The following is a 2,246-nucleotide window of genomic DNA, read 5'->3' as shown; positions in this document are numbered from 1 at the left end:
AAATAGGCGCCGGCCAACACGCCGACGGTCTCCGGCGAGGCGAGCGGATTGCGCAGCACCTGCTGCAGCACCGTTCCGGCGAGGCCGAGGGCCGCGCCGCAAAGCAGGCTGACGGCAAGCCTCGGCAGGAAGGCATAGTGGACGAGCACCTGCCGCATGTCGTCGATTTCGGGTAAAGCGAGCGCCTTGAGCCAAAGCGCCGGCGGCAGTTGAACGGCAAGATTGGGAATGGTCGCCGCCACGGCCAAGGCCGCGAGCGCAGCGCAAAGCAGGATGGCTACGGTCGGCTGGCCACCGGCGCGCGGGACGATGAGACCGGCCGTACCCACTTTGCTTACCGCCGCATCAGCCATTGCCGTTTTCTCCTGTCATCGCCCTGGTCAGCACGCGGGCGAAGCGGGCGGCGGAAGGAAGCCCGCCGAACATCAGCACGGCGGGCAGGCGCATGATCGATCGGTTGCGCACGAAGGGCATGGCGTTCCAGACCGGGCTTTCGGTCAGCGTGCCGCCGGCGCCCTCGGGCATGGGCTCGAGAAAGGCGAGACGCGCATCGCTCGCTGTCGCCAGGCCGTCGATGCCGACGGTCGAAAAGCCCCAATAATTGGTCTCGCCGGTCCAGGCGTTGCGGATGCCGATGCGGTCGAACACCGCCTGGAAGAGACTCCTGGCGCCATAGACGCGCACATTGCGCGGATCGAGGAAGTTGACGATGTAGACCGGCCTTGCCGCCAGCGGCGCGAGTTTCTGCCTGGTCTCGGTGAAACAGGCCTCGGTCGCCGCGATCAGCGCCTCGCTTTCGGCCTGCCTGCGGGTCAGCCTGGCGAGCTCGCGGGTCGCCTCGACGGCTAGCCGGTAGGGTTCTCCGGCCTCGGTGTAGAGGCCGATCGTCTTCACCGGCGCGACGCGCTCGAGCTGCGGCTTGATGCCGTCGAGATAGGGAATGGACAGGATGATGTCGGGCTTCAGCTGCTGGAGGAATTCGAGATTGGGCTCGAGCAAGGTGCCGACATCGGCGATCTCCGGCGGCAGCGGCGGCTCGACCACCCAGGTCTCCCAGACCTCGCGATCGGCGATGGCGACCGGCCTGACGCCAAGCATCAGCAGGGTCTCGGCCAACCCGTCGTCGAGGCAGACGATGCGCAGCGGCCGCGCCTCGGCGGAGGCGGCCATGGGCAGCAGGAACAGCCCGAGCGCGGCGCGCCGGGTGATGTTGCCGCGCTTGGTCGTTCGCCTGTCGTTCTCCGGCACGATCCTGGTTTCCATGGACTTCCCGAAATCGGCCTATGCCGCCGATGCCAAGCTGACTATGAAACATGACATCTCCAGTCAACATTTAAGATGACAAAGTCGATCAGGATTTTGCAGCGGCACGATCCAGCTTCCTGAAGACGAATGGAACCCAGGCGGGTTGCGATCCCGCCGCCACCCGTGGCATCTGTCGCCGTCCATCGGGAAAGAACGCCGGATCATGGCACGACCGCAGCATACCACCAGACGCGCTGCGAGCGCGGGTGTCAGCCTCAGTCGCGCGCTGTCGAAGCTTGGGCTGTGCTCGCGCAAGCAGGCCGAGGTACTGATCGCGGAGGGCCGCGTGCGGGTGGCAGGCAAGGTCGCGCGCGATCCATCGCTGCGCATCGATCTCGACCGCGACCGCATCGCGGTTGACGGCGAGCAGGTCGTTGCCGAGCGCAAGGTCTATCTGATGATCAACAAACCGCGCGGGCTGGTCACAACCCGCGACGATCCCGAAGGACGCGGCACGGTCTACGATTGCCTCGAGGGGCTCGACCTGCCCTTCGTGTCGCCCGTCGGGCGGCTGGACAAAGCCAGCGAAGGCCTGCTTTTGATGACCAATGACACGCGCTGGGCGAACGGACTGCTCGATCCGGCCTCGCATGTCGACAAGACCTATCACGTGCAGATCGGCACCGCGCCCGACGACGCCATGCTGGCACGGTTTCGCGACGGCGCGACGGTCGACGGCGAACTGCTGACGGCGCGCTCGATCGAGCTGCTGCGCAGCGGCGGCCGCACGGCCTGGCTGGAGGTCGTGCTCGACGAAGGCCGCAACCGCCAGATCCGCCGGCTACTTGCCGCCTTCGACGTCGAGGTGCTGAGGCTGATCAGGGTGGCTGTCGGGCTCTTACAGCTCGGCGAACTCGCGAAGGGCAAGGCACGGCACCTGACGGTCGAGGAACTGACAATGCTTGAGGGCGACAGCGTCTAGCATTCCCCCTCGCCCGGAT

General features: G+C 66.4%; 3 protein-coding genes. 1 reads left to right on the top strand and 2 read right to left on the bottom strand.

Annotated features, from left to right (window positions below):
• Positions 1-353, bottom strand: a 353-nt coding sequence (locus tag EN781_RS31105; RefSeq protein WP_145965735.1) for an iron chelate uptake ABC transporter family permease subunit, incomplete at its 3' end; no start/stop codon positions are given.
• Positions 346-1,263: an ABC transporter substrate-binding protein gene (locus tag EN781_RS31100; RefSeq protein WP_189347953.1), complete on the bottom strand. Its 918-nt coding sequence runs from the start codon at positions 1,261-1,263 to the stop codon at positions 346-348. The genes EN781_RS31105 and EN781_RS31100, both read right to left, overlap by 8 nt.
• Before the next feature lie 205 nt (positions 1,264-1,468).
• On the opposite strand from EN781_RS31100, the gene EN781_RS31095 reads away from it, so the two are divergent.
• A complete protein-coding gene (locus EN781_RS31095; RefSeq protein WP_126056551.1) occupies positions 1,469-2,227 on the top strand; it encodes a pseudouridine synthase in 759 nt (252 codons plus the stop codon).
• Positions 2,228-2,246 lie beyond the last annotated feature (19 nt).

It is taken from the genome of Mesorhizobium sp. M4A.F.Ca.ET.090.04.2.1 (assembly GCF_003999085.1).
GTDB lineage: Bacteria > Pseudomonadota > Alphaproteobacteria > Rhizobiales > Rhizobiaceae > Mesorhizobium.
This window is presented reverse-complemented; position numbering and strand designations above follow the sequence as displayed.

What these genes read in the sequence shown, in the direction of transcription:
- EN781_RS31100 (WP_189347953.1), bottom strand. Translation starts at nt 1,263, where the DNA reads ATGGAAACCAGGATCGTGCCGGAGAACGACAGGCGAACGACCAAGCGC.
- EN781_RS31095 (WP_126056551.1), top strand. Translation starts at nt 1,469, where the DNA reads ATGGCACGACCGCAGCATACCACCAGACGCGCTGCGAGCGCGGGTGTC.